The 24,204-nt window shown below is 69.4% G+C and carries 24 protein-coding genes; 22 read left to right on the forward strand and 2 right to left on the reverse strand.

From position 1 onward, the window contains the following. Positions 1 to 103: 103 nt before the first annotated feature. The 3 genes from RS83_RS03425 (at position 104) to RS83_RS03435 (ending at position 3,101) form a co-directional block, all read left to right on the forward strand. The gene (locus tag RS83_RS03425) at positions 104 to 1,477 is read left to right on the forward strand and encodes an APC family permease (RefSeq protein ID WP_082071507.1); all 1,374 of its coding nucleotides are present in this window, start codon (positions 104 to 106) and stop codon (positions 1,475 to 1,477) included. Between the two features lie 137 nt (positions 1,478 to 1,614). Next, positions 1,615 to 2,292: a phosphatase PAP2 family protein gene (locus RS83_RS03430; protein ID WP_045278110.1), complete on the forward strand. Its 678-nt coding sequence runs from the start codon at positions 1,615 to 1,617 to the stop codon at positions 2,290 to 2,292. After that, positions 2,289 to 3,101 (forward strand): DUF1206 domain-containing protein, encoded by an 813-nt coding sequence (locus RS83_RS03435; protein ID WP_045278111.1) that lies wholly within the window; start codon positions 2,289 to 2,291, stop codon positions 3,099 to 3,101. Before RS83_RS03430 ends, RS83_RS03435 begins: the two co-directional genes overlap by 4 nt. A gap of 33 nt (positions 3,102 to 3,134) precedes the next feature. Here the strand turns inward: RS83_RS03435 and RS83_RS03440 are convergent, their stop codons facing one another. Next, entirely contained in the window at positions 3,135 to 3,527 is a 393-nt protein-coding gene (locus RS83_RS03440; protein WP_045278112.1) for an ester cyclase, read from the reverse strand. 94 nt (positions 3,528 to 3,621) lie between these two features. Here RS83_RS03440 and RS83_RS03445 point away from each other — a divergent pair, with 94 nt between their 5' ends. From RS83_RS03445 to RS83_RS03490, 10 genes are all read left to right on the forward strand, one after another. Beyond that, positions 3,622 to 5,340, forward strand: coding sequence for a DHA2 family efflux MFS transporter permease subunit (locus RS83_RS03445; RefSeq protein WP_052678815.1), 1,719 nt, complete (start codon positions 3,622 to 3,624; stop codon positions 5,338 to 5,340). A 1-nt stretch (position 5,341) separates the two neighbouring features. After that, complete coding sequence (locus RS83_RS03450; RefSeq protein WP_045278113.1) at positions 5,342 to 5,797, forward strand: MarR family winged helix-turn-helix transcriptional regulator; 456 nt, start codon at positions 5,342 to 5,344, stop codon at positions 5,795 to 5,797. A 64-nt stretch (positions 5,798 to 5,861) separates the two neighbouring features. Then, entirely contained in the window at positions 5,862 to 6,362 is a 501-nt protein-coding gene (locus RS83_RS03455; RefSeq protein WP_045278114.1) for a MarR family winged helix-turn-helix transcriptional regulator, read from the forward strand. A gap of 65 nt (positions 6,363 to 6,427) precedes the next feature. Next, positions 6,428 to 7,165: an ABC transporter permease gene (locus tag RS83_RS03460; protein WP_231587713.1), complete on the forward strand. Its 738-nt coding sequence runs from the start codon at positions 6,428 to 6,430 to the stop codon at positions 7,163 to 7,165. After that, entirely contained in the window at positions 7,165 to 7,935 is a 771-nt protein-coding gene (locus RS83_RS03465) for an ABC transporter permease (RefSeq protein ID WP_045278115.1), read from the forward strand. Before RS83_RS03460 ends, RS83_RS03465 begins: the two co-directional genes overlap by 1 nt. After that, a complete protein-coding gene (locus RS83_RS03470; RefSeq protein ID WP_045278116.1) occupies positions 7,932 to 8,879 on the forward strand; it encodes an ABC transporter substrate-binding protein in 948 nt (315 codons plus the stop codon). The genes RS83_RS03465 and RS83_RS03470 overlap by 4 nt, the downstream gene beginning before the upstream one ends. A 261-nt stretch (positions 8,880 to 9,140) precedes the next feature. Then, positions 9,141 to 10,841 (forward strand): long-chain-fatty-acid--CoA ligase, encoded by a 1,701-nt coding sequence (locus RS83_RS03475; protein ID WP_045278117.1) that lies wholly within the window; start codon positions 9,141 to 9,143, stop codon positions 10,839 to 10,841. Positions 10,842 to 10,929: 88 nt separating this feature from the next. After that, a complete protein-coding gene (locus RS83_RS03480) occupies positions 10,930 to 13,173 on the forward strand; it encodes a hypothetical protein (RefSeq protein WP_156153102.1) in 2,244 nt (747 codons plus the stop codon). Between the two features lie 146 nt (positions 13,174 to 13,319). Beyond that, positions 13,320 to 13,544 carry a hypothetical protein gene (locus RS83_RS03485; protein WP_045278119.1) on the forward strand — a complete coding sequence of 75 codons (225 nt, stop codon included), beginning with the start codon at positions 13,320 to 13,322 and terminating at the stop codon, positions 13,542 to 13,544. A 273-nt stretch (positions 13,545 to 13,817) separates the two neighbouring features. Continuing rightward, a complete protein-coding gene (locus RS83_RS03490; protein WP_045278120.1) occupies positions 13,818 to 15,170 on the forward strand; it encodes an MFS transporter in 1,353 nt (450 codons plus the stop codon). Positions 15,171 to 15,258: 88 nt separating this feature from the next. On the opposite strand, the gene RS83_RS03495 is transcribed toward RS83_RS03490, so the two are convergent. After that, positions 15,259 to 16,269: a LacI family DNA-binding transcriptional regulator gene (locus RS83_RS03495; RefSeq protein ID WP_045278121.1), complete on the reverse strand. Its 1,011-nt coding sequence runs from the start codon at positions 16,267 to 16,269 to the stop codon at positions 15,259 to 15,261. Positions 16,270 to 16,467: 198 nt separating this feature from the next. On the opposite strand from RS83_RS03495, the gene RS83_RS03500 reads away from it, so the two are divergent. From RS83_RS03500 to RS83_RS03540, 9 genes are read left to right on the forward strand one after another with little or no spacing between them, the layout of a single operon-like run. Next, complete coding sequence (locus RS83_RS03500) at positions 16,468 to 17,238, forward strand: LamB/YcsF family protein (RefSeq protein ID WP_045278122.1); 771 nt, start codon at positions 16,468 to 16,470, stop codon at positions 17,236 to 17,238. 8 nt (positions 17,239 to 17,246) lie between these two features. Further along, positions 17,247 to 17,957 carry a 5-oxoprolinase subunit B family protein gene (locus RS83_RS03505; RefSeq protein WP_045278172.1) on the forward strand — a complete coding sequence of 237 codons (711 nt, stop codon included), beginning with the start codon at positions 17,247 to 17,249 and terminating at the stop codon, positions 17,955 to 17,957. Next, entirely contained in the window at positions 17,954 to 18,952 is a 999-nt protein-coding gene (locus RS83_RS03510; RefSeq protein WP_045278123.1) for a biotin-dependent carboxyltransferase family protein, read from the forward strand. The genes RS83_RS03505 and RS83_RS03510 overlap by 4 nt, the downstream gene beginning before the upstream one ends. Then, positions 18,949 to 19,725 (forward strand): SDR family oxidoreductase, encoded by a 777-nt coding sequence (locus tag RS83_RS03515; protein ID WP_045278124.1) that lies wholly within the window; start codon positions 18,949 to 18,951, stop codon positions 19,723 to 19,725. Before RS83_RS03510 ends, RS83_RS03515 begins: the two co-directional genes overlap by 4 nt. An 11-nt stretch (positions 19,726 to 19,736) precedes the next feature. After that, positions 19,737 to 20,423, forward strand: a complete 687-nt coding sequence (locus RS83_RS03520) for a 4-carboxy-4-hydroxy-2-oxoadipate aldolase/oxaloacetate decarboxylase (protein WP_045278125.1) — start codon at positions 19,737 to 19,739, stop codon at positions 20,421 to 20,423. Next, positions 20,420 to 21,643 (forward strand): aspartate transaminase, encoded by a 1,224-nt coding sequence (locus RS83_RS03525; RefSeq protein ID WP_045278126.1) that lies wholly within the window; start codon positions 20,420 to 20,422, stop codon positions 21,641 to 21,643. Before RS83_RS03520 ends, RS83_RS03525 begins: the two co-directional genes overlap by 4 nt. Further along, on the forward strand, positions 21,640 to 22,422 hold the full coding sequence (locus RS83_RS03530) for a glucose 1-dehydrogenase (protein ID WP_045278127.1): 783 nt from the start codon (positions 21,640 to 21,642) through the stop codon (positions 22,420 to 22,422). Before RS83_RS03525 ends, RS83_RS03530 begins: the two co-directional genes overlap by 4 nt. Then, the gene (locus tag RS83_RS03535; protein WP_045278128.1) at positions 22,422 to 23,462 is read left to right on the forward strand and encodes a zinc-binding dehydrogenase; all 1,041 of its coding nucleotides are present in this window, start codon (positions 22,422 to 22,424) and stop codon (positions 23,460 to 23,462) included. Before RS83_RS03530 ends, RS83_RS03535 begins: the two co-directional genes overlap by 1 nt. Then, positions 23,459 to 24,187: a hypothetical protein gene (locus RS83_RS03540; RefSeq protein ID WP_156153103.1), complete on the forward strand. Its 729-nt coding sequence runs from the start codon at positions 23,459 to 23,461 to the stop codon at positions 24,185 to 24,187. The genes RS83_RS03535 and RS83_RS03540 overlap by 4 nt, the downstream gene beginning before the upstream one ends. The last annotated feature ends 17 nt before the right edge of the window (positions 24,188 to 24,204 follow it).

Consider the following 24,204-nt stretch of genomic DNA (forward strand, 5'->3'; position numbering starts at 1 on the left):
CCGACCCGATGCGAAGGAGCACCCCTTGACCACGACATCCCAGCAGCATCCGCCCGGTGCCGCAGCCGGCGCACCCACCGATGCCGGCCTCCGCCGCGGCGTGATGAGCGGCCCAGAGCTGGCCGCCCAGGCGATCGCGAACATCGCCCCCAGCGCGGTGATCGCCTTCACGGCCGCCGCGATCTTCCTCGGCGCAGGCAACGGCACCATCTACGCCTTCGGCCTCGCGACGATCGTCATCCTCTGCGTCGGCTACTGCGTCGTGGTGTTCGCCCGCAAGCACGCCTCGGCCGGGTCGCTCTACACGTACGTGTCGAAGGGCCTCGGGCCCGCCGGCGCCTACCTGGCCGGTGCGGCGCTGCTGATCGGATGCTTCGGCATCGCGGCAGCCTCCCTCATGGGATCCGTGTCGTACATGAGTCAGTTCCTCACGCTGCTCGGCGTGCCAGCTGCCGGCCTCGGCTGGAGCATCGGCCTCGCGATCGTGCTCGGCGGACTCGCGACGCTGTTCACGATCCGCGGCATCCGGCTCTCCGCCCGGGTCTCCCTGGTGCTCGAGCTGCTGTCGGTCGCGATCATCCTCGTGCTGCTGATCTCGGCCCTCGTCTGGGCTGGTCCCGGCGCCTGGGATCCGGCGCAGCTGCTCGCCGAAGGCTCCTCCTTCCAGGGCGTCGCGGCCGGCATGGTGCTCGGAATCCTCGGTTTCGTCGGCTTCTCGTCGGCCGATGCGCTCGGCCGTGAGGCGAAGAACCCGTACAAGGCCATCCCCAGGGCGATCATGTGGAGCGCGCTGACCGTCGGCATCCTCTACGTCTTCGCCGCGTACACGCAGATCGCCGTCCTCGGCGACGACCTGGCCACCTCGGCCAGCCCGTTGGAGAGCATGTCCGAGCTGATCGGCATGCCGGCGTGGTTCGCTCCGGTGCTCACGTTCGGTGTCGCCGCGTCGTTCTTCGCCGTGGTGGTCGCCCCGCTGAACGTCATCGGCCGCATCGTGTACGTCATGGGCAAGGAGGGGGTGGTCCACGAGCGGTTCGGACGCACCCACGAGCGCCACCTCACGCCCCACCGCGTGCTGCTCGCAGCCGGCGCGCTCGCCGTCGTCGTCGACATCGTCTTCCTGATCGCTGGCGCCGACCCGATGGAGATCCTCGTGTGGGTCAACACCTGGGGCACCTACGGCTACATGGTCGCGTACGCGCTCGTCGCGATCGCCTGCGTCGTCTACACGCAGCGGGCCGGCATGCGCAACGGCCTCGTGTGGGTCTGCGCGACGATCGCCGTCGCCACCATGGCCTACGTCTTCTTCGCGAACGTGTTCCCGGTTCCGGCGTTCCCGTTCAACGTGATCCCCTACGTGTTCATCGTCTGCGTGCTCGCAGCACTCACCCGGTACTGGTTCCTGAAGGCGCGTCACCCCGAAGTGATCGCGCGCATCGGAAACACCGAGACCTCGGCGATGGACGGCGTCGGCTGACCCGAACAGCCGCACGCAGCCGGCGAAGGCCTCGACTCCCCGCGGAGTCGGGGCCTTCGTCGGTCGGATTCGACCCCACGCGCGGCGCGATGTCAAGCCGTCGCAGCGATCTCGCGCGAACCATATGATCGACTCTCGTGAACACCCGGATCACCCGTACCGGGCGGCGCGCCGCCGGCCTCGCGATCGGCCTCACCGCCGTCGTCGCCCTGACCGTGCTGCGCGTGGTCGTCTTCCAGACGGGCGGCACGCCGCTGCCGCTCGACGTCTGGTGGAACGAGCGGATGGCGGATGCCGTCAGCGACCCCGTCCTCGTCATCGCATGGGTGCCGGCGATCGTCGGCGGCACGGTCGGCATGATCGTGATCGGCGCGCTGCTGATCGTCCTCTTCCTCTGGCGGGGAAGGCGATGGGATGCCGCGGCGCTGGCGTGCGCGATGGTCGCCGTCGTCGCCGTCGGTGCCACCATGGCCGCGGTGCTCGCCCGCACGCGGCCGGCCGACTCGCTCGCCGAGAGCGTGGCGACCTCGTTTCCCTCGGGGCACACGGCGGTCGCGACGACCGTGGTGATCATCCTCGGGCTCGCGCTCCGACGCTGGTACGTGTGGGTGCTCGGCGTCGTCTGGGTGCTCACGATGATGTGGAGCCGCACCTATCTGCACGCCCACTGGCTGACCGATGTCACGGCGGGGATGCTCGAGGGCATCGCGGTCGCTCTGCTGGTCTGGGTGAGCCTCGACGCCCTCCGCCACCGCCGCGCCCTGCGCGCCGCGCAGCACGTCTCGACCCCTGACCGAACAGTGAGCGCATCATGATCTCCACCGCATCCGCGTCGTCCGCCGCCGAGTCGGCCCAGAACTCGTCCGTCTTCCGAGTGCTCGCGAGAGCCGGGTACGTCGTGCTCGGGGTGCTGCACATCCTCATCGGCGCCATCGCGATCTCGATCGCCGTCGGTGGCGGCGGTGGCGATGCCGACCAGGGCGGTGCGATGCAGCAGATCCAGCAGTCGCCCGCCGGTGTCCTCCTGCTCTGGGCCATCGTGCTCGGGCTCGTCGCGCTCGCGATCTGGCAGATCGCCGAGGCCGTGGCGGAACGCGACCCTGATACGAAGAAGCGCTGGGCGCACCGCGCCAAGTTCATCGGCACCGCGGTCGCCTACGCCGCCATCGCGAGCACGGCGCTCGTCTACGCCCTGGGCGGGCACTCCGAGTCATCGGATGCGCCGAAGTCCCTGAGCGCGCAGCTGCTGAGCGCACCGGCAGGCGTCGTGCTGCTCGTGCTCGTGGGGATCGGCGTCGCGGTCGTCGGTGCAGCATTCGTCGTCCGTGGCGTCACCAAGGCCTTCACGAAGCAGCTCGCGCTGCCCTCGGGCACGGCGCGCAGGGGCATCGTCGCGTTCGGCATCGCCGGATACATCGCCAAGGGCATCGCGGTCGGGGTGGCCGGCATCCTGTTCGTGGTGGCCGCGCTCACGCATGATCCGCAGAAGGCCGGCGGACTGGATGCCGCGCTCCGCTCACTCGCGGGTCTGCCGTTCGGCGCGATCGTGCTGTGGGCGGTGGGGGCGGGGCTCGCGCTCTACGGGCTGTTCTGCATCGCCCGCGCCCGGTACGCCAGAATGTGACCCGCGCCGAGGCGGGGCCCGCGCCGCACCGGGTCAGTCGCGGATCGCGCTGAGCAGGGCGGCCGCATCCGATCCGCTGTACTCCGTGACGCGCCCGTTCACGACGCGCAGCATGGCGAACTCGGCGACGTTGACGCGGCGTCGGGTCGCGGCGATGCCGCGGAAGGGTCCGAGGTGCGTGCCAGAGCCGCGCAGGTGCGCGGCGATGCGGTCATCTTCCACGATCAGTTGGATCCGCTTCCACTGCCAGTCGGGGAAGGCGTGGAACAGGTCGGCGAGGTCATCGATCCAGGCATCCTGGCCGGCTGGCAGGTGCGCGCGCCGGACATCGGTGGCGATCAGGTCGCGGATCGCGTCGAGGTCGTGCCGGTTGCCGGTGTCGAGGGCGTCGGCGAACCACTCGCGCAGTTCCCAGGACTCGACCATGCGTCCATTATCCGATGCGGCAATTAGTTGCACTTTTGCAACTACAGGCGTATGGTTGACACTTATCAACTTTCTACGCAGGAGCTCTTCCACTGTGACAACCCCTTCATCACCCTCCATCTCAGAGGCGACTCGTTCGCCGCGTGAGGTCTTCACCGCGATCTCCGGCCTCGTCGTCGGCATGTTCGTCGCCGTGCTCTCTGGCACGGTCGTGTCGACCTCGATGCCCGTCATCATCGCCGACCTCGGCGGCACCCAGTCCCAGTACACCTGGGTCATCACCGCGAGCCTGCTGGCCACCGCGGTCTCGACGCCGATCTGGGGCAAGCTCGCCGACCTCGTCGACCGCAAGATCCTCGTGCAGCTGTCGCTGATCATCTTCACGGTCGGCACCGTGATCGCCGGCTTCTCGACCGACACGAACATGCTCATCGCCGTCCGCGTCTTGCAGGGCATCGGTGTCGGCGGCCTGATGTCGCTCGTCATGATCGCCGTCGCCCTCATCATCTCGCCGCGTGAGCGCGGCAAGTACATGGGCGTCGTCGGCGGCATCATGGCCCTCGGCACGATCGGTGGCCCGCTGCTCGGCGGACTCCTCACCGACGTGTGGGGCTGGCGCTCCAACTTCTTCGTCGGCGTGCCGTTCGCGATCCTCGCCCTCGTGCTGCTGCAGTTCACGCTGCACCTGCCGAAGCCGCAGCGCGACACGAAGGTGTCGATCGACTACTTCGGCATCGTCCTGCTCGCCGTCGGCGTCTCGACGCTCCTGATCTGGGTCTCGATGGGTGGCAGCCAGTTCGACTGGGATTCCTCCACGAGCATCATCCTCGCCGTCACCGCCGGTGTCGCGATCGCCGGGTTCATCACGGTCGAGTTCTTCGTCAAGGAACCGATCGTCCCGATGTCGCTGTTCAAGGGCCGCACGTTCACCCTCTCGGTGATCGCCTCGATCGCCATCGGCGTCTCGATGTTCGCCACCTCGGTGTTCCTCGCCCAGTACTTCCAGCTCGCCCGTGGCGCCACACCGACCGAATCCGGTCTCATGACGATCCCGATGATCATCGGCCAGATGGGTGCATCGATCATCATCGGTCAGCTCGTCAGCCGCTTCGGCAAGTGGAAGGGCTGGATGCTCACGGGCGCCACGCTGACCACGATCGGCGTCAGCCTGATGTCGACGCTGCGCTACGACACTCCGTTCCCGCTGGTCGCGGTCTACATGTTCGTGCTCGGCGCCGGCCTCGGCATGGTCATGCAGAACCTCACGCTCATCGTGCAGAACGACACCCCGCCGCGTCAGCTCGGTGCTGCCTCGTCGAACGTCAACTTCTTCCGCACGATCGCCGGCACCATCGGCGTCACGGTGATGGGCGCGATGCTCTCGACGAGCGTCGCGAACTACATGACCGACTCGCTGCAGGGCTTCACCCCGACCACGCAGGACGAGGTCGACGCGCTGCAGCACCTCGCATCCGGTGATGTGCCGAAGGTGACCCAGCTCCCCGACACGATCCGCGCGATCGTCGAGGGAGCATACGGTCACGGCATCGCCGACGCCTTCATCATCGCGATCCCGCTCGCCGTGATCTCGATCATCGCGATCGCGTTCATCAAGAACAAGCCGCTGTCGACGAAGAACGCCGCCGAGCAGCTGCGCGAGCAGGCGGAGGAATCGGTGATCGAGGTCGCCGAGGCCGAGGTGGGTGCATCGCTCTCGACCGGGACCATCCGGATCACCGGCGTCGAGTCCGCGTCGCCGACCACCGGATCGGTGACCGTGCTCGAACGCGAAGACCGGGAGCCGAGGCGCTGAGGTGGTCACCTCGGACGCAGCGGTGTCGCAGGACGTGGACAGCGCGCTCGGAGACCTCCAGACGCACCTGAACCTCATCTTCGCGAGGACCAGGTCGCTCTGGAAGGAGTCGGCGGCGCGCGTCGATCCGGAACTGCAGGTCGGCGGCTACAAGCTGCTGACGTTCATCGAACGGGCCGAGACGGCGAACGCCCACGAGCTCGCCGAGCGCTTCGAGATCGACAAGTCGGTCATCAGCCGGCAGGTGCGGATGCTCGAGGAGCTTGGCCTGATCGAGTCGCGGCCCGATGAGCGCGACGGGCGGTTGCGGGTGCTGACGGCGACACCGTCGGCCTGCGCCGCACTCGCGGCGCTCCGCCGGGATCACGTGACCCGGCTGCGGACGATCGTGGCCGAGCTCACGCCGGACGAGATCGCCGCAGCATCCAAGGTCTTCCGCCTCCTGGCCGAGATCTGAGCACACCATCGCCCGAAGCCCCGCCGTCGATCAGACGGCGGGGCTTCGCCGTAAGCTGGCGACCATGAGCGCCCCCTCCGACGAACCCGCCCGAACGGGCGAGCCCGCCGCTGCTGCACCCGCCGGCGCCGATGACCGTGTCGATCTGGACCAGGCGGTCACCAGGGTCGAGCACGAGCTGGGCCGGCTCTTCGCCAGGATCAGGGTGAGCTGGCGCGAAGCCGCGACCACCGTGCATCCGGATCTGCAGCCGCTCGGCTACCAGGTGCTCACATCGATCGCGACGGGCAAGGCCACCTCGGCCGGTGCGATCATCGAGCGTCTGCAGACCGACAAGTCAGCCGTCAGCAGGCACGTCCGTCAGCTCGAGCAGCTGGGGCTCGTCGAGAGCGTGCGAGACGAAGGCGACCGTCGGGCGCGAGTGCTCGTCGCCACCGATCTCGCGCAGGAACGCGTGGCGCTCGCCCGCTCCCGGTACGAGGCCCGACTCGGCGAGCGACTGCGCAGATGGTCGGCCGAAGACCTCGATCACTTCGCCGATCTGCTCGCCGCGTTCGGCGACTGAGTCGCATCCGGCTTGTCGAACCGGCCGTTCTGTGGTTCAGTCGAAGCTCATTCCTGCTTCATTCGATGAGCAAGACCGCACAGAACGGTGCTTCGGTGAACTGGATCGTCTCGAACCTCGACCTGATCATCGGTCTCACGGTGAATCACGTCCGGTTGGCGATCCTCCCGATCGTCCTCGGATTCGTGATCGCGGTGCCGCTGGGCTGGGTGGCCAGCCGCAATCGCACCGCCAGGACGTTCATCATCACCACGGGCAGCCTGCTCTACACGATCCCGTCGCTGCCGCTGTTCGTCATCCTGCCCGTCATCCTCGGCACGCGGATCCTCGATGACACGAACCTGGTCGTCGCGCTCACGATCTACGCGGTCGCGATCATGCTGCGCTCGGCGACGGATGCGTTCGGATCCGTCGATCGGTCCATCATCGACGCGGCGCAGGCGACCGGGTTCTCACGAGCCGGCCGGTTCTGGCGCGTCGAGTTCCCGCTCGCTGGGCCCGTGCTGCTCGCCGGCCTCCGCGTCGTCTCCGTGTCGACCATCGCGCTCGTCTCGGTGGGCGTGATCATCGGCTCCGAGAACCTCGGCTACCTGTTCCAGAACGGCAAGCAGCGCGGCATCCTCGAGGAAGTCGTCGTGGGCATCGTCATGAGCCTGCTCATCGCCCTCGTCTTCGACCTGATCCTCGTGGCGCTCGGGCGTGTGCTGATGCCGTGGAGCCGGGCCGCCGACGTGCGCCTACGACCCCGCGCCGACAGCCGCAGCGCTCGTCGGGTCGCGGCACGAGCGGGCACGGTGGCCTGATGGACTTCTTCCTCGACGCCATCCGCTGGATCATCGATCCGGCCAACTGGGTGCCCGGATCGCAGAGTCCCCTGCCCATCGGAGACCGGCTCGTCGAGCACCTCGTCTACTCGGGTGTCTCGCTGGCGCTGGCGATGCTCATCGCGCTGCCGCTCGGCTTCTTCATCGGGCACACCGGACGCGGTCGCCAGTTCGTGATCGGCTTCACGGGTGCGATGCGTGCGCTCCCGACACTCGGCGTGCTCTTCTTCCTCACGATGGTGCTGCGCTCCGGTCTCAGCACCACTCCCGCCGTCCTCATCGGTTCGATCATCGCGTTCGTGCTGCTGGCCATCCCGTCACTCCTCGCCGGGGCGTACGCCGGGCTCGAGAGCGTCGGTCGCGACTCGATCGATGCGGCGCGATCGATCGGGATGACGGAGCTGCAGATCCTGATCAAGGTCGAGATCCCCCTCGGCCTCCCGGTGATCATCGGCGGCATCCGCGCGGCTGCGCTGCAGGTCATCGCGACCGTCACGATCGCCTCGTATGTCGGGCTCGGCGGCCTCGGTCGCATCATCTCCTCCGGGATCGGCCTGAACGACTACACCGTGATCCTCGGTGGCGCGCTGCTGGTGACCGCTCTCGCCCTGAGCGTCGACGGCCTCTTCGCGCTGCTCCAGCGCGTCACCCGCACGGCGGGACCGACATCCTCACCCCTCTCCACTTCGCCGCGAAACCGTTCGGACACCGTCACGGATCCGATCGTCGATGAAAGGACACCCGCATGACATCCCGAGCCCCCAAGACCTGGCTGGCCGCCTGCCTGGTCGCCGCCACCACCGCCGTCGCACTCGTCGGATGCGCGACCGCCGACCCGACGTCCTCCAGCGGCGAGTCCGCGAAGGGCGACGCCGTCATCGTCGGGTCGTTCGCCTTCCCCGAGAGCGAGATCCTCGGCGAGATCTACGCGCAGGCGCTGAAAGCCGACGGCTTCGACGTGTCGACGAAGTTCAACATCGGGCCGAGGCAGCAGACGATCCCCGCCCTCCAGGACGGTTCGATCAACCTCATCCCGGAGTACAACGGCAACCTGCTGGCGTACTACGACACCGCGTACACGGAGCGGACGACGGAGGACGTCGACGGAGCGCTGCCGGATGCCGTGGCCGCCGACGACCTGCAGGTGCTCGACTCCGCCGCGGCCGAAGACAAGGACGCGTATGTCGTCACGAAGAAGACCGCCGACGACAACAACCTGAAGAGCATCGGCGACCTGAAGGCGCTGGAGCCCTTCTCGCTGGCCTCGAACCCGCAGTTCGGCGAACTCGGCTACGGCATCCCCGGGCTCCGCGACGTCTACGGCGTCGGCGTGGACGCCGGCCAGGTCACGTTCGTGCCGTACGAGGACTTCGGCGGCCCCGACACGGTTCAGGCGCTCGTCGACGGCACCGTCCAGGTCGCCGACATCTACACGACCTCACCGGCCATCAGCACCGAGAACCTCGTCGTCCTGGATGATCCGGAGAACATGATCTCGGCGCAGAACGTGATCCCGCTGCTCTCGAAGGACGTCTACTCCGACAAGCTCGCAGAGGTGCTCAACGCGATCTCGGCGAAGCTCACGACGGACGACCTGATCAAGCTCCGAGACCGCGTCGAGGGCGATGAGAAGGCGTCGGCTGCGACGGCAGCGGAAGACTGGCTCACCGAGGCGGGTCTCCTGGGCAAGTAGGGCGCAGGCGAGCAGCATCCGCCGGCCCCGCTGAGAGGTGTCGCGGGTGGCGCGTACGGCCGCATCATGCGTGCCGAGGCGACCACCTGCGACACCTCTCTCTTCTCGGGTGGCACAGATGGCCGCATCCGCCACGTCGAGGCGGCCACCTGCGACACCTGCGACACCTGCGTGCGCAGCAGATCCCCAGAACGCGTTGACCGCGGTGTTCTCCCGGCGCTCACGGCTGACACACGGCGAGCTGCGGGGGAGGATGGAGGCATGACCGCGACCCCCTATGCATCTCGTCCGTGGCTCGACTCGTACGCGGAAGGCGTTCCCGCGGAGATCGATGCTCCGACGCAGACGCTGCCGGAGATGATGGCCGCGAGCGTGCACGCGTACGGCAAGCGCCCAGCACTCGAATTCTTCGGTGCGGTCACGACCTACCGTGAGCTCGGGTCGCAGATCGAGCGGGCCGCCGAGGGCTTGCGGCGACTCGGGGTCGGCAAGGGCGACCGGGTCGCGCTGGTGCTGCCGAACTCTCCGCAGCATGTCGTGGCCTTCTACGCGGCGCTCCGGCTCGGCGCGATCGTGGTCGAGCACAACCCGCTCTACACGGCGCGTGAGCTGCGGCATCAGTTCGAGGATCACGGCGCCCGCGTCGCCGTCGTGTGGGACAAGGTCGCCGACACCGTCGCCGGGTTCCCGGCCGACCTCAAGGTCGAGCACATCGTGAGCGTCGACATCACCGCAGCGATGCCGTTGTCGAAGCGGATGCTGCTGCGCCTCCCCGTGCCGAAGGCACGCGAGTCGAGGGCGAAGCTGACGACCACTCCGAAGGCCCGCCACCTCGTCGCCTGGAAGACGCTGATCGATCATCGGCGACTGTCGCGCCGAGTCGCGGGGCCGACGCTGAGCGACACCGCGCTGCTGCAGTACACGAGCGGTACGACCGGCGTGCCGAAGGGGGCGATCCTCACGCACGCGAACCTGCGCGCGAACGCGACGCAGGGTCGCGCCTGGGTCCCCGGCCTCGTCGACGGTGAGGAGACGTTCTACGGGGTGCTGCCGCTGTTCCACGCCTACGGCATGACGCTGTGCCTGACCTTCGCGATGAGCATCGGCGCGAAGCTCGTGCTGTTCCCGACGTTCGACCCCGGGCTGGTGACGGATGCGGTGAAGACGAGCCCGCCGACCTTCCTCCCGGCGGTGCCGCCGATCTACGACCAGCTCGCCCGGGCAGCGGCTCGGGGCACCATCGACCTCTCGACCGTCCGGTTCGCGATCTCCGGGGCGATGAGTCTGCCGGTCGCGACCGTGCAGCGCTGGGAGGAGGCCACCGGAGGGCTGCTCGTCGAGGGCTACGGCATGACCGAGAGTTCGCCGGTCGCGCTCGGCAATCCGATCGGACGCACTCGGCGCCCAGGAACCGTCGGCGTGCCCTTCCCGAGCACCGAGATCCGCGTGGTCGACCCGGCCGACACCGACGTCGACCTGCCAGCCGGCGAACGGGGCGAGCTGCTCATCCGTGGCCCGCAGGTGTTCCAGGGCTACTGGGGGCGTCGTGGGGAGACCGCCGAGGTGCTGCTCGCAGACGGCTGGCTGCGCACCGGAGACATCGCCGAGGTCTCGGTCGACGGGTTCGTCACGATCGTCGACCGGCTCAAGGAGCTCATCATCACCGGCGGCTTCAACGTCTCGCCGAGCGAGGTCGAGGATGCCCTCGAGGCGCACCCCGACGTCGTCGCCGCTGCCGTCGTCGGTCTGCCGCGCTCCAGCGGCGGTGAGGAGGTCGCGGCCGTCGTCGTGCTCCGAGACGGCGCCGTGCTCGACGCCGGTGCACTGCGCGACTTCTGCCGGACGAGGCTCACCCCCTACAAGGTGCCCAAGCGCATCACGGCGGTCGACGACCTCCCTCGGTCGCTCATCGGCAAGGTGCTCCGCCGTCAGGTGCGGGAGCAGCTGCTCGACGCCGGCTGACCGAGTCGTCGGCCATCGGATGCCGCGGTGGGGAGTTCTCTCCATCGAGGGATCCGCTCGGCCCCGATAGAATTACTCCGGTGTCTCGATGAATCACGTGAGACCGGAGGGTGGGGGCCACATGGACGGTTCGGTGTCGGATTCGAGCCAGGCGCGGCGGATCTACGGACCGCCGCGAGCGGCGGTGCTGGCGTTCGGCGCGCCCGAGCCGGCCATCGCCTACGCGGTGCCGTTCGCCGGTGTCGTGATCGTGGTGGCGACGATCCTGATGACGGTGTTCGCCGGCGATCTCGTCTTCGCGAACAGCGAGGTGGCGGCGCTCCGTGGCGGCCCCGGGGTGCTCGGGGGAGTCGCGATCCTCGCGGTCGCGATGGCGATCGCCCATGGATTCGGGATCACCGCAGCCACTCTGGCCGTGATCGCGCGCGTCGACGGGCGTCGGCTGGCGGCCCGCTCCGCGTGGGCCGGCGCGGCACGTCGCCCCGGCAGCGTGCTGCTCGCGACGCTCGTCACGCTCGTCATCGTGGCAGTCGTGGTCGGGATCGTCGCAGTGCTCATGCCGGTGCTGCCCATCGCCGGCATCGCGGCTGCCATCGCGCTCCTGCCGATCGGCATCGTGCTCGCCCCGCTGCTGCTCGCCTGGCCGCTGATCGTGGCAGGCACGCACTCGCTTCCGGCCGCGCTCGCTGCAGCCTGGCGGTCGCCGCGCGCCTTCCAGGGCCAGGCGGCCGAGCCGCTCGGCAGTCCGCGATTCGCCGTCTCGGTCACCGTCGTCCTCACGGGCCTCATCTCGGTCGGCCTCGGGTGGTTGGGAGGACTGCTGCCTGCAGGGTGGTGGACGCCTGTCGTCGGCGTCGCGCTCGCGCTCGTGCCAGCGGCGCTCACGCAGCTGCTGCTCGTGGCCGTCGCGGTGCGCGGTATGGCGCTCCGCGTGAAGGGACCGCTCCAGCCCACCTCGACGGATTCCACCTCGACGGATTCCACCTCGGCCGTGGGGTCGCGGCGCGGGGGCGTGCTCGCCGGTCTCGCGGTGCTGCTGGTTCCTGCGGTCGTGGCCGGTGCGCTGATCGCGGTCAACCCGTGGAGTGTGCCCGCGTATGCCGCCGCTGACGTGAGTCGCGTGTGGAACTCCTCGGAGATCGTGCAGTGGGACGGCGGCACCGCCGTGCTCTCCCGTCTGGGCGGCGAGGACTCGCGCGCTCTCCTGTGCGACGGCGCGACCTGCGGGCCCGGACACGATATGCGCTCTATTCTCCCGACGACGATCGCGCCCGCCGCGGACGGTGGGATCCTCTCGGCATCCTGGTATCCGATCGAGGGCGCGGACGCGACGAAGGGAAGCTTCGAACTCCGCGTGACCCACAGCACGCCGGACGCGCTCGCGCACTGGTCCGACCCGGCCGACGAGGAGGCGTCCGAAGCGGAGGTGTCGGAGAAGTGGCGCGGGTTCCCCGGGGAGGAGCGTGTCCTCGGAAGCGTCGATTCCACCTTCAGGGCGGCCGAGTCCGTGTTTGCGCGCAGTCAGCAGTCCCGGATGGCGGTCGCGATCGATTCCAGCGGTCCGACTCCGGTGATCGCATCCATCGTCCGGCCGACTGCGCGGGACTCGATCCTGTCCGTCGACTTCTGCGACGACGCCGAGTGCACGTCCAGCCGCCGCACGTCGCTGCCGGTGCAGTGGAGCCTGTGGAGCACGAACTCGACCTCACTCGACATCGCATCCGCCTCCGACGGCGACGCCGCCGTCATCACGCTGGTCGACGACGTCGAGGAGGACGGCGCGGTCCCGCTGCGCGTGATGACCGCCACCGCTGACGGCGACTGGACCACCGAGGCGCTCGACGCCGATGTTCCCGGCGAATCCGTCACCGACCTCGACACCAGCCACGGCGCGCAGCTCGCGATGAATGCAGACGGTCTGCCCGTGATCCTGTTCCGGGGGAGCGAACAACGGGACATGCGACTCTTCACCTGCGAGAACGTGTCGTGCTCCTCGGCGGACTTCACCGACATCACGCCGGACACCGAGCTGGTGCACACGCCGGCCCTCGCGATCGATGCGAGCGGTCGTCCGCTCATCGGAACGATCGACCGCGCCGTGAACATCGCCATCCTCTCCTGCGATGACGCCACCTGCACGTCGCGCACGTCGGTGCCGTTGTCGGGAGTGGTGGCGACGGACACCGGCTTCACCGACAGCTTCGCGCTCTCGCTCGACGACCAGGAGCATCCGCTCATCGCCGTCGGCCTGCGTCGCTCCGGTGCGACGTCGAAGGACACCGCCAGTGGCACGATCCTCGAGTGCACCGCCGCGCGCTGCGGCGCCGACTGACTGTCGGCATCACGTGACGGGGCGATCCGGGGATCGAGTGGAGTCGATCTCGGCGAATTCGTGACGAATCCGCGCCGGCGTACGTCCTAGGAGTGAGGAGTCCTGCGCTGCGCTCGGCAGCGGAGGGCGATGTCAGGTGGTGCGACGTGGTGGACGACAAGGGCATGCGGGCGAACAAGGTGGCCGTGCTCCGCGATGCGGCCGAAGGGTTCCGCCGACTCGCCGGAGCCGGGACCGACGTCAGCGCCAACCTCCTGTACGCCGACCTGCTCGAGCGACGTGCGGCCCGCATCGCAGCCGGGGACGATGACAGCTCCGGGTTCCCTGCGGATACCTTCGGTCATTCGTCCGCGACAGCCGAGGACGCCTAGCGCGGCAGTGATCCGCACCGTCGGGTTTTGGCAACGGCGGTGGCACAGGTGCGTGCTCGGCACGGTCGTCTGCCGCGGAAACCCCGACGAGCACCGGGAGGATATGGCACATCTGTGGCACATTGCTTGTCTCGTTCGATCGCAGATCCATACAGTTCCCTCAAGCGAGCGAACGCGCCGCCCATGAGATCTGACAGCGGACCAGCGCACCCCCGACATCGGCGCACGCAACTCGATCGTCGTACCCGCACAGAGTCCGCCAATGGAGGCGAAATGACGAACACCGCAATTCCCAGGAAGACGCCGGCCAAAGCGGCGATCGCCTCCTGGGTGGGCACCACGCTCGAGTACTACGACTTCGCCGTCTACGGCACAGCGTCGGCACTCGTGCTCAACCAGCTGTTCTTCCCCCCGGAGCTGCCGGAGGGCGTCCGAGTGCTGCTCAGCCTCGCGACGTTCGCGGTCGGCTACGTCGTCCGTCCGCTCGGCGCCTTCATCCTCGGCCCGCTCGGCGACCGCTTCGGTCGGAAGTTCGTGATGATGCTGACCCTGTTCGGCATCGGCATCTGCACGTTCATCATCGGCTGCCTCCCGACGTACGAGCAGATCGGCATCGCCGCGCCGGTCCTGCTGGTCGTGATCCGCATCCTCCAGGGGCTCTCGGTGTCGGGCGAGCAGGCGAGTGCCATCACGATGAGCCTCGAGCATGCACCGGAGCGCCGCCGGGCGTTCACCACGAGCTTCACCACCAGCGGCTCCGCATCGGGCGGCCTGCTCGCGACGGCCGTCTTCATCCCGTTCGCCGCGCTCCCGACGGAAGACCTCCTCGGCTGGGCCTGGCGCATCCCGTTCTGGCTCTCCGCGGTCGTCGTGGTGGTCGCGTACCTCATCCGCCGCAACCTCGAGGAGCCGCCGTCGTTCCTCGAGACGCAGGCGATCAAGGTGCAGCTCGCCCCGATGAAGCAGGCCACCCGCTTCCACTGGGTCGCGATCATCCGCGTCGCCGCGTGCGCCATCATCGCCGGCGTCAGCTACCTGTTCGCCACGTTCTCCGTGGCGTTCGCGACGACCGGCTACGGACTCGACAAGGCCACCATGCTCTGGGTCCCGGTGCTGGCGAGCCTGCTCGCCCTGCTCTACACCCCGCTGGCGGGCTTCGTGGCAGACATCATCGGCCGAAAGACCGTGTTCATCATCGGAGCCATCGGTGCCGGCGTCACGCTCGCTCCCTACCTCTGGGCCATCACGCAGGGCGACTGGCCGCTGATCTTCGTGCTCGGCATCCTCTGCAACGGTCTCTTCTACTCCACGGCCAACGCGGCCTGGCCCGCGTTCTTCGCGGAGATGTTCCCGAACCGGGTGCGTGTCTCCGGCCTCGCCGTCGGCACCCAGATCGGGTTCGCGATCGCCGGTGCCGTCGGTCCGGTGGCGTCGACCGCGCTGGCCGGCGCGGACCTGAAGAACTGGTTCGGCCCTGCGATGCTCGGGCTCGGGCTCATGCTGATCGCGGTGATCTCGGCGCTGACCGCGAAGGACACCAGCCGCTACACGCTGGATGAGGTCGACGATGTGCAGCAGACGCAGAAGGAGAAGGACACCGTCACCGCGTCGATCCTGATCCCGTAGACGACGGATGCAGGAACGACGAGAGCCCGGGGCCGCATCGGCGGCCCCGGGCTCTCGTCGTGCGCAGCCGCCGGGCGCGCGGCGGGCGTCAGCGCTGCAGCGGCGCCGTGGAGTCTCGCACCGTGAGGTGCGCCGAGATGTGGTCGATGCGCTCGGCGCGGTCGCGCGTCGAGAACCTGCCGATGAGCATGTCGACCGCGGCCCGACCGGCGCTCTCGCCCGGCGAGGTGACAGTGGTGAGCGGCGGGTGCGAGAAGGACGAGCCGAAGATGTCATCGCAGCCGACGACGCTGAGGTCGTGCGGCACCGAGACGCCGAGTTGCCGGAATCGATCCAGCGCGCCGATGGCCAGCACGTCGTTGAAGAAGATGCAGGCGGTGGCGCGCGTGAGCACGACCGCGTCCGCAGCTGCCGCGCCGTTCGCGAGCGTCGGCTGATAGCGGCCGACCGCGACGAGATCGACGCCCTGTTCGTCTGCTGCGGCGGTGATGGCCTCGTAGCGGGTGTGATCGGTCCACGACCCGTGGGGGCCGCGCACATACGCGATCCGCACGTGTCCGAGGGAGTTGAGGTAGTGCACGGCCTGCGCGAGGCCGGCCGGGGTGTCGATCACGATGCCGGACAGGCCGGGTGCCCCACGGTTGATCGTCACGGTCGGCGCGATCTGGGCGACCGCGCGCAGCGCCTCGTCGTCGATGCGCGGAGACGACACGACGATGCCGTCGACCGTGCGGGCCATCTCGCGCAGCCACTGCTCTTCCATGGGCAGCGATTCCTCGGTGCTGACGAGCAGATGCAGGTAGCTCGCGGCGCGGATCTGGGCCTGCGCGCCGCGGATCACGTCGAGGTTGAACGGGTTGGTGAGGTTGGGGAGCACGAGCGCGATGGTGCCGCGGGCGAGGCGGTTCTCGGCGGCGGGCAGCAGGGCAGAGGTGTAGCCCATCTCGTGCGCCTTGCTGGTGATGCGCTCGTACATCTCGGGGCTCACCCGGTTCGGATTCGAGAGCGCGCGCGAGACCGTCGACGGGGCGACACCGAGTGCCTGCGCGATCTCGGTGAGTGTGACGCGGCGCTGGACACGACGTGCGGGAACGACCATGGCTCGATGCTACCCAAGCGCGGCCGCTTCGGGGAAGCCTGTTTGGCACAGAAATTGCCAAGTGACTCTGACCATTCTCCGGTAAATGCGCGCCTGGCTTCGGATATCCGGCACAGAAGCGGCACGATCCTGCATCCCTCGGTGCCGTCCGTCCTAGCCTGTCTCCAACAGCGGATTCGACGACGAGAGGAGCTGACGATGACCCGCAGAATCGACCTGGTCGCAGATCTCGGCGAGGGGTTCGGCCCCTGGCGGATGGGCGACGACGCCGCACTGCTCGACACCCTCACCTCGGCGAACATCGCCTGCGGCTTCCACGCCGGCGACCCGCAGATCATGGATGAGACCGTCCGTGCGTGCGTCGAGCGCGGTGTCGGCATCGGCGCGCATCCCTCCTTCCCTGATCTGCAGGGCTTCGGTCGCCGCGACATGGGACTCACCGCCGACGAAGTGCGCACGGACGTGCTGTACCAGTTCGGTGCGCTGCAGGCCATCGCCGCCTTCCACGGCGCCACGGTCGGTCACATCGCCCCGCACGGCCGACTCGGCAACCTCGTCGCGGTGCGCGAGGACTACGCGGATGCCGTCGCCACGGCCGCGTTCCGAGTGAACCCCGAGCTCATCGTGCTCGCCCAGGACGGAAAGCTCGCGGATGCCGCACGCGCAGCAGGGCTCCGGGTCGGCATCGTCGGGATCGCCGACCGTGCCTACGAAGACGACGGCACGCTGGTGCGACGTACCGAGCCGGGCGCGGTGATCCACGACGGCGATGAGATCAGCCGGCGCACCGTGCGGATGGTCGTCGACGGCGTGATCGAGAGCCGCAACGGCGTGCTCATCCCGGTCGAGTGCGACACCGTGCTCGTCCACGGCGACACCGCAGGGGCGGTCGACCTGGCGCGGCAGATCCGCGAGGGACTCGAGACAGCCGGCGTCGAGATCGCCCCGCTCGCGGACTGGCTGGAATGACCGGCGACATGGCTGCAGCATCCGTCGTCATCTCGCCCAGCGGCACCTCCGCGCTGCGCGTCGTCAGCGCACTGCCCGACCGTGAGGCGGGGTGGCGCCTCGTCCATCACCTCGCCCGATTCATCGACGCAGCGCACGTTCCCGGCGTCGAGTGCGTCATCCCGACCTATGACGCGGCCCTGATCGAGCTCGACCCCGCCGAGGTGTCGCTCGATCGGCTCGGCGTGTACCTCGCGCACGTGGTCGACGGACTCGACGTCGAGCGTCCGCTCACCGAGACCCCTCGCACCTTCGACGTGCCGGTGCGGTACGACGTCGACGGCGAACTCGACCTGCGGATGGTCGCCGATGCGCAGGGGCTGACCATCGACGACGTCATCCGTCTCCACAGCGAGCCGACCTACGTCGTGCGGTGCCTCGGGGCCCCTGGCGGATCGCCGATGCTCGACGGCCCGCCCTTCCCGCTCCCGGTCCCGCGCCTCGCGAGCCCGCGCGCGCATGTGCCGCAGGGCGTCGTCTCGGTCGCCGGCCGGCAGGCGACGATCACTCCCGCTGCCGCGCCCGGCGGCTGGCCGTTGATCGGCCGCACCCCGCTGACGGTGCTCGACCTCGCTGCCGAGCCCTTCGTGCCGTACGAGCCGGGCGACCTCATCCGCTTCCGCGCGATCGACGACGACGAATACGAGTCGCTGCTCGGCACGAGGATGGTGGCGCGATGAACGCCGGGGCGCTGACCGTCATCGAAGCCGGCTCCACGCAGGTCACCGACCTCGGTCGCCGCCGCGGACCGCGCTTCGGCGTTCCGGTGAACGGTGCGCTCGATCAGCATTCGGCCCGCATCGCGAACATCCTCGTCGGCAACCCCGAGACGGCGCCGGTGCTGGAGATCACCGCGCTCGACGCCGAGTTCGTCGCCGACGTCGACCTGCTGATCGCGGTGAGCGGCGCAGACGGGCATCTCACGGTCGACGGCGTCGGGCGTCCCTCCAACGAACCGGTCTCGGTGCGTGCGGGCGAGGTGATCGCGCTGCGACAGATCCAGGGCGGACTCCGGGCGTACCTGGCGGTGCGCGGATCGTTCGACGTGCCGCGGCTCCTCGGCAGCTGCGCCCCCGACTCGGTGCTGGGTTTCGGCGGTCGACTGGTCAGCGGCGCAACGATCCCCGTGCGACGCTCGACGGCGCCGATCTTCAACGCCCACTTCTCCGCCGAGCTCTACAGCCTCGACGTGCCCCGCCTCGCGACGGGATTCGTCGTCGACGTCACCGACGGCCCTGACATCGACGACTTCGCCGGCACCGCGGATCGGCTCTTCGAGCAGCCCTATCTCGTCACGCCGAAGAGCAACCACATCGGTCTGCGCATGACCGGGCCGCTGCCCGAGCGGATCACGCAGGGCGAGGTGCTCTCCCGCGGTGTCCCGGTCGGCGCGGTCGAGGTGCCGCCGGGGGACGAGCTCCTGGTGCTGCATCGCGGGCGCGGTGTGACCGCCGGCTACCCGGTGCTCGCCGTCGTGACCCCCGGTTCGCTCGACGTGCTGGCGCAGGTGCGCCCCGGTCAGCACCTGCGCTTCCGTCGACTCTCCGCGGCGGACGCCGCAGCCAGAGCTCGCGCCGAGCTCGTCGAACTCGAAGCGCTCCGTCTTCGCGTCCAGTCCGTGTTCGCGGCTCTGGACGCGCTCGCAACAGCCACCACCGGAAGGACCCTGCTATGACTTTCTCCGACTACCGTGTCGCCGTCGTCACCGGCGCGACGAGCGGCGTCGGCCGCGGTGCGATCGACCTCTTCCTCGCGAAGGGACTCACGGTCCACGCGATCGCGCGCGACGAGTCGCGGCTCGCGGCCCTCGCCGAGCGCGGCGTGATCACCCACGCCCTGGATGTGCGCGACACCGCTGCGCTCGCTCGAGAGCTCGAGGGCGTCGAAGCGGACATCGTGCTGAACAGTGCAGGGGTCAGTCGTGCGGGCAACATCCTGAGTGCCTCCGCTGAGGATCTCGACGACCTGATCGAGGTGAACCTCACGGCCGTGATGCAGATCCTGCGCCTGGTCTACCCGGGCATGGTCGAGCGCGACCGCGGTCACGTGCTCAACATCTCCTCGATCGCCGGGCACTACAACTTCTTCGGTCACACCGCCTATCACGCGACCAAAGCGGCCGTGCATCAGCTCTCGCGGCAGCTCCGCAACGACGCGATGGGCAAGCGGGTGCGCGTCACCGAGCTGAGCCCAGGTCGGATCGAGACCGAGATCTTCTCGCGCAACCTGGGCGGCACGCCCGAGACGGATGCCGAGGCGTGGGCGACCTACTACGAGGGCTTCGAGTCGCTCACGGTCGACGACATCGTGGCGGCGATCGAGTACGCCGTGGATGCACCGGCGCACGTCAACATCGGGCTCATCGAGCTCATGCCCACATTCCAGGTGCCCGGCGGACTCACCTTCGAGCGCCGCCAGCAGGACGCCGTCCTCGAGAACGCAGAGTAAGGAACGACACCATGGTCCACGTCACCACGAAGATCGAGCGCGCCGACGCAGCCGACATCGCACGGCTCGGCGAATTCAGCGCAGCGACCATCCACGAGGCGCAGGGGCGCCGCGGTGCGCTGAACTCGAACATCACGCCCATCGACCGCGACACCTCGTTCGTCGGCTCGGCGTTCACCGTCGTGTGCGCTCCCCGCGACAACCTGATGCTCCAGGTCGCGATCCACTACGCGCAGCCGGGCGACGTGCTCATCGTCTCGGCCGGCGAGTTCGCCGAGGCCGGCATGTTCGGCGACGTGCTCGGCAACGCATGCAAGGCGAAGGGCATCGCGGCGCTCGTCACCGACGCCGGCGTGCGCGACACCCAGGAGCTGCGCGAGCTCGGCCTCCCGGTGTTCTCCGGCAGCGTGTCGATCAAGGGCACCGTGAAGGAGACCCTCGGCGCGCTGAACCAGCCCGTGGTCTTCGCCGGCGAACTCATCCGCCCCGGCGACATTGTCAAGGGCGATGCCGACGGAGTGGTCGTGGTGCGCCGCGAAGAGGCCCGCGAGGCAGCCGAGCTGTCGGCCGCCCGTGACGCGCACGAGGCCGAGCTCATCACGAAGTACTGGGCCGGTGGTACGACCATCGAGCTCTGCAACCTCACCGAGGTGCTCAAGGCGAAGGGCCTCACCTCCGACATCGAGGACGCCTCATGACCGACGCGATCGCATCGTCGTTCACGGCGGCCGCGCGGCTCGGCCGCATCAAGCCGTCGCCCAGCACGGCCGCAGCGGCACGCGTGCGGGAGCTCACGGCGCAGGGCCGGCGCATCCTCGACCTGACCGTCGGCGAGCCCGACTTCGACACTCCTGCGCATGTCAAGCAGGCGGCGATCGCGGCGATCGAGGCGGGCGAGACGAAGTACACGCCGGTGAACGGCACGCCCCGTCTGCGTCAGGCGATCCGGGGTTCGCTGCAGCGCACGCACGGGATCGAGTACTCGGATGCCGAGATCACGGTGGGCGGTGGCGGCAAGCAGGTCATCTTCCTCGCCCTGATGGCGACCGTGGATGCCGGCGACGAAGTGCTCATCCCTGCGCCGTACTGGGTGTCGTACCCCGACATGGTGCGCGCGAACGACGGCACCCCGGTGATCGTCTCGACGTCGGCCGAGGCCGGCCACAAGCTGACGGCCGCCGAGCTGGAGGCCGCGATCACCGACCGCACCACCTGGCTGATCCTGAACAGCCCCGGCAACCCGAGCGGCGCGATCCACACCGCGGAGGAGCTCACCGAGCTCGCCGAGGTGCTGCGTCGCCATCCAGCCGTCTCGGTGCTGTCGGATGAGATCTACAGCGAGATCTCGTTCACGGGTTCGCCGGCGCCGAGCCTGGCATCCGTCGCCCCGGACCTCCGGCACCGCGTGCTCGTGGTCTCCGGGGTCTCGAAGTCGTACGCGATGACCGGCTGGCGGTTGGGATACGCGGCAGGCGACCCAGCGCTCATCGGTGCCATCAACACGCTGCAGTCGCAGACGTCGTCGTGCCCGTCGTCGATCAGTCAGGCCGCGGCGGCCGCAGCGCTCGAAGGACCGCAGGACTTCATCGCCGAGTCGGTGCCGGTGTATCGCGAGCGCCGAGACGCCGCGGTGGTAGGGCTGACCGCGATCGATGGGCTCATCCCGCTCGTGCCGGACGGCGCGTTCTACCTGTACGTCGACTGCGCCGGCCTCATCGGTCGGCGTACGGAGGACGACAGCATCCTCGCGGACGATCAGGACGTGACCCTGTACCTGCTCGACCGGGCGGGCGTCGCCGTGATCCAGGGTTCCGCCTACGGGCAGTCGCCGTTCTTCCGGATCTCGTTCGCGACCGACCTCGACACCATCACCGCGGCGATCCAGGAGATCGCCACAGCCGTCGGCGCACTGCGATGACCGGGCAGCGGATCGCGAACCCGTTCGACCTCTCCGGTCGGCGCGCGCTGGTGACCGGCTCCAGCCGCGGTATCGGCCTCGCGATCGCCCGGTCGCTGCTCGGCGCCGGTGCGCACGTGGTCGTGCACGGTCGAGACGCAGCGGTCGTCGAGGTGACGGCCGCATCGCTCGCGCAGGAGTACGGGACGGATGCCGTGTCGGCCGCCGCCTTCGACATCACCGATGAAGGCGCCGTCATCGCCGGCATCCGCGACATCGAAGCCCGCGGCCCGCTGGACATCCTCGTGAACAATGCGGGCATGCAGCACCGTGAGCCGATGCTCGAGGTGAGCCTGGAGAACTGGGAGCGCGTGATCCGCACCGATCTGACCAGCGCCTTCCTCGTCGGCCGCACCGCAGCGCGTGCGATGGTCGAGCGCGGCAGCGGGGCAATCGTCAACATCTGCTCGGTGCAGACCGACCTCGCACGCCCCACGATCGGCGCGTACACCGCGGCGAAGGGTGGGCTGCGCAACCTCACCAAGGCCATGACCGCCGAATGGGCGGGCAGCGGTGTGCGCGTGAACGGCGTCGCCCCCGGGTACATCCGCACCGAGCTCACGCAGTCGCTCGTCGACGATCCGACGTTCAACGCGTGGGTCCTCGGCCGCACACCGGTGGGTCGCTGGGGCGAGCCGGACGACATCGGTGGCGCCGTGATCTGGCTCTCGTCCGACGCGTCGCGCTTCGTCACCGGACAGGTCGTCTTCGTCGACGGCGGCATGACGGCGGTGGTCTGATGTCGGATGCCCTGCACGCGCTCGTGATCCACGAGGCCGGCGATCTCCGTCTCGACGTGATCCCCGAGCCGGTGCCGGCGCCGGACGAAGCGGTGATCGACGTCATCTACGGCGGCATCTGCGGCTCCGATCTCCACTACTGGAAGCACGGTGCCGCGGGGGAGTCGATCCTCCGTGCCCCGATGGTGCTCGGGCACGAGGTCGTCGGCGTCGTCCGCCGAGCCGCGGCTGACGGCAGCGGCCCTTCGGAGAAGACCCGCGTCGCGGTGCATCCGGCGACCCCTGCGAAGGAGGTCATCCGCCACCCGGTCGACCGGCCGAACATCTCCGGCGGCGGCTACCTCGGCTCCGCCGCCCGCTTCCCGCACCGGGATGGCGCCTTCGCGCACCGCGTCGCGATGCCCACCCGGATGCTGCGCGTGCTCCCCGAGGGCGTCGACCTGCAGGAGGCGGCGCTCATCGAGCCGGCCAGCGTCGCCTGGCATGCCGTCAGCCGGATCGGCGATGTCACCGACCTCTCCGCGCTCGTCGTCGGTTGCGGTCCGATCGGCCTGCTGACGATCGCCGTGCTCACGGCCAGGGGTGCACGGCACATCACCGCGATCGACCTGCATGAGCGCCCCCTCCGCATCGCGCGGGAACTCGGGGCCGACGTGACGCTGCAGCAGCCCGACGACGCCGACATCGCCGCGATCGATGCAGACGTCGTGATCGAGTCCTCCGGCAGCCACCGCGGCCTCGACACCGCGATCAGAGCGGCCGCCCGCGGTGGCGCGGTCGCCATGGTGGGGCTCCTGCCGAGCGGTCCGCAGCCGGTGCAGGTGGCTCTCGCGATCGCGAAGGAGCTCGACCTGCTCGGGTCGTTCCGCTTCAACGACGAGATCGACGAGGTGATCGCCGCGCTCGCTCAGGGCACGCTGCGGATCGCGCCGGTGATCAGTCACGTCAAGCGCTGGCGCTCGGCTGAAGACGCGTTCGCGCTCGCCGCCGACCCGACCGTGTCGAGCAAGGTGCTCCTGCAGTTCGGGCGCGCGCGATGAGCCGGCTGCCCTGCGACGTCTCGGCGCCGCACGGCAGCGCCGCCGGCTACGACGCGGGCTGCCGGACGAGGGCGATGTGCCCGAACGGCCAGGACTCGGAGATGCTCAGCTGCGCGGAAGCGGTCGTGCGGCGGCGAGGGGACTACCACCTGCTGCGTCTTCCCGCGGATCAGCCGCTGCCCAGGGACGGCAACGTCGGCGTGATGACGTCGTCGCACGAGCCGGTGCGCGCGGTGCACGGCACGCCGTGGGGGTACGCCAGAGGATGCCGGGACGCGAGCGGATGCCCGAACCGGCTTCGCGGGGCGATGACCTGCGCCGACGCGCGACGCCGATACGTGCAGGAATACGCGGCGCGGCGGTCTGCGGGCGTGGGGACGCCGATCGAGCACGGCACGCCGAACGGCTACCTCCTGGGCTGTCGCGACAGCAGGCTGTGCCCTGGCGGCGACGACGGCGTCTCCTGCGCCGAGTCGCGTGCACGGCATCGGATGCGGATCGCGCGCGCTGCCGGGATCGCGCCGCGCGCCGAGACCCTCGACTCCGGCCCGGCGATCGCGAAGGTCCGCGCGCTGCGCTCGCAGGGGTGGTCGCTGCGACGCATCTCCTCAGCGACCGGATGCGGCCGCACCACGATCGCGGAACTCGCCGGCGAGACCGGCACCGTGCGGGAGCGGGTGACGCCCGTCACCCTGCGGCGGATCCTCGCTGTCGAGGCGCGCTGAGGATCAGCCGTCCGCGC

The organism is Microbacterium oxydans (assembly GCF_000956525.1).
GTDB classification, from domain to species: Bacteria; Actinomycetota; Actinomycetes; order Actinomycetales; family Microbacteriaceae; genus Microbacterium; species Microbacterium oxydans_A.

Bases quoted from the DNA above. Each gene is read 5' to 3' on its own strand.
- RS83_RS03470 (WP_045278116.1), top strand. From the start codon at position 7,932: ATGACATCCCGAGCCCCCAAGACCTGGCTGGCCGCCTGCCTGGTCGCC.
- RS83_RS03455 (WP_045278114.1), top strand. From the start codon at position 5,862: ATGAGCGCCCCCTCCGACGAACCCGCCCGAACGGGCGAGCCCGCCGCT.
- RS83_RS03475 (WP_045278117.1), top strand. From the start codon at position 9,141: ATGACCGCGACCCCCTATGCATCTCGTCCGTGGCTCGACTCGTACGCG.
- RS83_RS03425 (WP_082071507.1), top strand. From the start codon at position 104: ATGAGCGGCCCAGAGCTGGCCGCCCAGGCGATCGCGAACATCGCCCCC.
- RS83_RS03540 (WP_156153103.1), top strand. From the start codon at position 23,459: ATGAGCCGGCTGCCCTGCGACGTCTCGGCGCCGCACGGCAGCGCCGCC.
- RS83_RS03520 (WP_045278125.1), top strand. From the start codon at position 19,737: ATGGTCCACGTCACCACGAAGATCGAGCGCGCCGACGCAGCCGACATC.
- RS83_RS03460 (WP_231587713.1), top strand. From the start codon at position 6,428: ATGAGCAAGACCGCACAGAACGGTGCTTCGGTGAACTGGATCGTCTCG.
- RS83_RS03490 (WP_045278120.1), top strand. From the start codon at position 13,818: ATGACGAACACCGCAATTCCCAGGAAGACGCCGGCCAAAGCGGCGATC.
- RS83_RS03535 (WP_045278128.1), top strand. From the start codon at position 22,422: ATGTCGGATGCCCTGCACGCGCTCGTGATCCACGAGGCCGGCGATCTC.
- RS83_RS03495 (WP_045278121.1), bottom strand. From the start codon at position 16,269: ATGGTCGTTCCCGCACGTCGTGTCCAGCGCCGCGTCACACTCACCGAG.
- RS83_RS03530 (WP_045278127.1), top strand. From the start codon at position 21,640: ATGACCGGGCAGCGGATCGCGAACCCGTTCGACCTCTCCGGTCGGCGC.
- RS83_RS03500 (WP_045278122.1), top strand. From the start codon at position 16,468: ATGACCCGCAGAATCGACCTGGTCGCAGATCTCGGCGAGGGGTTCGGC.
- RS83_RS03525 (WP_045278126.1), top strand. From the start codon at position 20,420: ATGACCGACGCGATCGCATCGTCGTTCACGGCGGCCGCGCGGCTCGGC.
- RS83_RS03515 (WP_045278124.1), top strand. From the start codon at position 18,949: ATGACTTTCTCCGACTACCGTGTCGCCGTCGTCACCGGCGCGACGAGC.
- RS83_RS03480 (WP_156153102.1), top strand. From the start codon at position 10,930: ATGAATCACGTGAGACCGGAGGGTGGGGGCCACATGGACGGTTCGGTG.
- RS83_RS03505 (WP_045278172.1), top strand. From the start codon at position 17,247: ATGGCTGCAGCATCCGTCGTCATCTCGCCCAGCGGCACCTCCGCGCTG.
- RS83_RS03435 (WP_045278111.1), top strand. From the start codon at position 2,289: ATGATCTCCACCGCATCCGCGTCGTCCGCCGCCGAGTCGGCCCAGAAC.
- RS83_RS03465 (WP_045278115.1), top strand. From the start codon at position 7,165: ATGGACTTCTTCCTCGACGCCATCCGCTGGATCATCGATCCGGCCAAC.
- RS83_RS03440 (WP_045278112.1), bottom strand. From the start codon at position 3,527: ATGGTCGAGTCCTGGGAACTGCGCGAGTGGTTCGCCGACGCCCTCGAC.
- RS83_RS03510 (WP_045278123.1), top strand. From the start codon at position 17,954: ATGAACGCCGGGGCGCTGACCGTCATCGAAGCCGGCTCCACGCAGGTC.